The organism is Wandonia haliotis, assembly GCF_039523435.1.
GTDB classification, from domain to species: Bacteria; Bacteroidota; Bacteroidia; order Flavobacteriales_D; family Crocinitomicaceae; genus Wandonia; species Wandonia haliotis.
The window spans coordinates 14,953-18,997 of the sequence record NZ_BAAAFH010000025.1 but is presented as its reverse complement, the minus strand read 5'-3'; the positions used below and the strand labels follow the sequence as shown (position 1 = coordinate 18,997).

General features: G+C 33.2%; 5 protein-coding genes. All 5 read right to left on the bottom strand.

Features of this window, described 5'->3' with window-relative positions; all coding sequences use genetic code 11:
- Window positions 1-303: 303 nt before the first annotated feature.
- A complete protein-coding gene (locus ABDZ97_RS17585; protein ID WP_343791116.1) occupies window positions 304-804 on the bottom strand; it encodes a hypothetical protein in 501 nt (166 codons plus the stop codon).
- 1 nt (window position 805) lies between these two features.
- Window positions 806-952, bottom strand: coding sequence for a hypothetical protein (locus tag ABDZ97_RS17580; protein WP_343791113.1), 147 nt, complete (start codon window positions 950-952; stop codon window positions 806-808).
- Window positions 953-1,064: 112 nt separating this feature from the next.
- Window positions 1,065-1,751 (bottom strand): hypothetical protein, encoded by a 687-nt coding sequence (locus ABDZ97_RS17575; RefSeq protein WP_343791110.1) that lies wholly within the window; start codon window positions 1,749-1,751, stop codon window positions 1,065-1,067.
- 639 nt (window positions 1,752-2,390) lie between these two features.
- Window positions 2,391-2,885, bottom strand: coding sequence for a hypothetical protein (locus tag ABDZ97_RS17570; protein WP_343791107.1), 495 nt, complete (start codon window positions 2,883-2,885; stop codon window positions 2,391-2,393).
- A partial coding sequence (locus ABDZ97_RS17565; RefSeq protein WP_486389571.1) for a zinc metalloprotease occupies window positions 2,872-4,045 on the bottom strand: 1,174 nt, incomplete at its 5' end. The genes ABDZ97_RS17565 and ABDZ97_RS17570, both read right to left, overlap by 14 nt.

Below are 4,045 nucleotides of genomic sequence, written 5' to 3'. Positions count from 1 at the left end.
ATTCCTACTCCTTCTTTTAATAAATCTACCAGTTCTGCATCGCTCACCTTATAAGAAGTGTATCTGTATTGATCCTGCTGATTTTTATACAAGGACACGAACAGTAGCGACATTTCATCAGGTACAAGTTTGATACACGTAGAACCATTTGACTGCATTTAAGATCCTTTTTTGACCTCAAATCTATTGTTCCTACAGGTGTATCCACTCATTTTTAACGAACTATCTTTCAATATTTATTGATAATCAGTTAATTAAAGTTTTATTTTCCTGTTATCAACACATTTGATACACTACCCCATTTTAACGATTTTCTAAACTTGATATTATACTTTCGAGAGATTTAATTTTTGTTGTATCTGTGAAATTCCTATTTCCAATCAAAGTATAACACATCACTTCTATCGGAAATCTTTCAATAACAGAATTTGGGGAGTCCCATATACATATCCGAGAGCTATCGGAGTCTCTATTCTGTATAATGAATTGATACATTTCATTATACTTTTTGCACTCATAAATCATAAAATAAAATGCATAAACTTTTCTTTTAGAATCCATATTTTGTTCAAGGATTTCCATTGCCTCATCACAAGAAATCTCAGTAATAAACTTGTTGTAGTAATCATCATTAATTGCTATGCAAGTATCAATGTCCAATAGTGGCTTTACTTCAATCGAATCAATTTTCTCAAAAAAAGCCTCATTCTTTTTCTTTCCAAAATTATTATTCACACTTTGTTTGCACCCAAACAAAAGGGGGAGCACAAACATCAAATATACTACTCTATGAATTTTTTCCATTTTACTTTACTTTTTCTTTGTTTTTCTTGTCAGTTGATTTTAATTTTTCGAAATACGTCATAGCTCCAACTTTTTGGTCTGGATTCCATCCTTTGACTCCTTTATAAATGCTGTCAATTACATCTCTTGCCTGACTCAATGCCTTCATCAATGGTACAGTGTCTCCAAAGTGGAATACGTTCGTCCCCCAATATGTCGGTAGTCTTTAATCATTCCCAGTAGTCAGGTGATAGTTTGAGACACTACCCACTAGCCTACCACTACCTTAATAAATCAATTAAATCGTAACTACTAACAAAAAACAATGAATCTTTTACTTGAACTTCCATTTCGTCTAAAAAATAATTTATCGGAGTGTTTTTAATTTCTAATGATAGAGGATAATTTAAATCTGTAATTAAACCTATGATTTCAAACCTATTTGTATCATTAAATAATAAATCATAATTTTTCCTTATTTGATATAAACTGCCTCCTTTTAGATATATATTCGAGACTAATTGAATTTTTTGTGTTTCTCCCGAAGCAATTTTATCAGAATTTATACTTGAAAAAAAAGTTCTTGACAAAAACACTGTATCAGGTAAAAAATGTTGCGAAAAATTATTTGACCCGCCATCAATGATAATATAGACGTTTGTTGATACAAAACGATTCTCATCGCAAGGGTTTTTTAATGACGGAAGATTAATTTCAATGTTTTTATTGGTATTATTAGTAATTACAATATTTAAAATAACTTTTGGCGTTTTACATCCTGATTTATCGTAAACAAAGTTTCGTATTTCAAAAGAATGTATTTCCACAGAAATACTAGTATCATCTTTATTAGCATCATCTTTACAGGATGAAAATAGGAAAAGAAATACTCCAATAACAATTAAAAAACTAATTCTTAACAATTTTCTACTCCTTAGCTTTTGATAATGTTTCTTTTTGTCTTTCATACACTTGCTTAATATCATATTTACGTCGGTTTTTTGCAAAAGTTTTATTATGAAAATCAGCATTGCCTTCATATTCTTTTACAAGAGATTGAAAAAATGAATCATTATAATTATTTTCTAACTCTTCAATTGATTCTTTATAAACTATTTTACCGTCAAGATAGTACTCTTGTCCTTGTAAATAACCAATTTGTACTTTCTCTATATACTTGTGTAATGCTTCTGACCCCTACTCCTTCTTTTAATAAACTTACTAGTTCTGCATCGCTCACCTTATAAGAAGTGTATCTGTATTGATCCTGCTGATATCTCTTGCACACAGCACATTGATAACGTTGAGTTTCTTTTAGTTTTCCTTTCTTTATACAAGGGCAAGAACAGTAGCGACATTTCATCAGGTGCAAGTTTGATACACGTGATACGCAAACAGCGCGTTTAAGATACCTCTTTTGCACTATTTACCCTAAGAATACCCCATAGATAGTTCCAAAAACAAAAAATCATAAATTAAACACTTTTGATTGTCAACTAATTACATCTGTAAAATAAACATAAGTGCAAGTTTGAGACACTACCAAGGGGCAGGAAAGGAAAAAACGGACGAAAAAGGGTAAAAAAAGCCCCTACAAGTTCGGGGCGTTATGGACTAACCCATTTACAGGGCTTTATGTATTTCTCGATTTCCGTTTCTTCTGTTTCTGTATCGGAAGTTGTCCGTTTGCAAATATTCGTATATAAAAACTTTTCTACCTGTTTCCCTGCACTATAATATTTATTTTTCCAATTTGTGTACACAATATATTCCTTTCCTTTCTCAAATTTAAAACCACAATCCCCATTACCGACCCCTGTTGTGATGATAACTTCCTGTTCGTGGTATTTTTTCTTCCCTTTGTAAATACTCTGCACTTTGAATTTATATTTGGTATTGTAAACATATTCGTCTCCAAATAGTGTATCAATTACAAAAGTAGATTCCTCAATTACCGTTCCCCGAAAAACAAAATCAGACGACTTTAGTTCTTGTTTAGTAGTTGCTTTGCCAATACAGCTACAAGCGTAGGAACTATTCCAAATAAAAAGGGAACAGAGTACTAAAAAAAGTACAGTTATTTTATTGTTATTCTTCTTCATTTTTTACACCAATAGGATTAGAACCATCACTATTTCCTGTATTTTCCAAAAGTTTAACTTTTGGGTCTGTACTTTTAGTTTTTCCCTCCAATGCTTTTTTAGCAAAGTTTAAAATGTCTTGTACATCATTATCACTTATTGGGTTTAAGTTTAACCCTTTGTACTTCATTATACCGTCATCAGAAAAGTGTTCTCCTTTACCCTCATCATCAAGCCCGAATAAATGACCAAATTCGTGTGTTACAAGGTCTTTATATTCTCCCATATCTCCGTATTCACTATGAGTGTTCATATTAATTAGAACACCATTAACCGTAACCCCTCCAACAAATTTGTCTCCTGATACATTCTCTGAATAATCACCACTATTTCCAGAATAAAGGTTGCCAATATCATCCCCAGTAACAAGACCTTTAGCCATTTTATACGTTAAATCACTTTTAGTTCTGGCTAATTTGCCTTTTTTGTACTTACCATTCTTTTTTACAATACTTGGGTCTCTTTTAATAGCTTGTTCGTCCGTTGCATATTGTGGCTTTTCTACTTTTATTTGGAATGAAACAGTATAACCATCCGCAGTTGCACTTTTTTCATTCCATACTTTTGCAGATTTCAATGCTTGTTTATACGACTTAGAACTTGTAGTGTAAACATTTGCCACAATTATTATTGTCTTATCTGTGTGATTTACTTTAACTCTAAAATCTTCTCCATCAAAATCAACAAATCGAATAGGATTATTCCCTGCATAGTGGTAAGGCAACAAATCAGGATACTTCGATGCAAGGGGGGCAACAGACCACCAACCCCCGCCTAATCTTGGGTCTCTTCCTCTCGAACCATAATCTAAGTGATTTCCAACGCCTGCAACCTCATTTACCTTTTCTGCCCCTGAAAACCCGAAACGATACTCCCCTGTACTCCCATTCCTTTCTGCCATCGGCATTCCAAACGGCATATAATCCGAGTAAGAAACGACATCCGGCTTGTAATATGCTAAACTCTCAGTAGCATCAAACTCCGGCAACTTTCTATCTGTAACAGTAGCCAGCACATTCCCCAAATGATTACTCAACTCATACCGCTTATCTCCCACAACCCGCTGTTGATCCGTATTAATGGTTATACTACCTGAGCTTGTAGAAGCTACTACTTCGTTG

What these genes read in the sequence shown, in the direction of transcription:
- ABDZ97_RS17570 (WP_343791107.1), bottom strand. Translation starts at nt 2,885, where the DNA reads ATGAAGAAGAATAACAATAAAATAACTGTACTTTTTTTAGTACTCTGT.
- ABDZ97_RS17575 (WP_343791110.1), bottom strand. Translation starts at nt 1,751, where the DNA reads ATGAAAGACAAAAAGAAACATTATCAAAAGCTAAGGAGTAGAAAATTG.
- ABDZ97_RS17585 (WP_343791116.1), bottom strand. Translation starts at nt 804, where the DNA reads ATGGAAAAAATTCATAGAGTAGTATATTTGATGTTTGTGCTCCCCCTT.
- ABDZ97_RS17580 (WP_343791113.1), bottom strand. Translation starts at nt 952, where the DNA reads ATGAAGGCATTGAGTCAGGCAAGAGATGTAATTGACAGCATTTATAAA.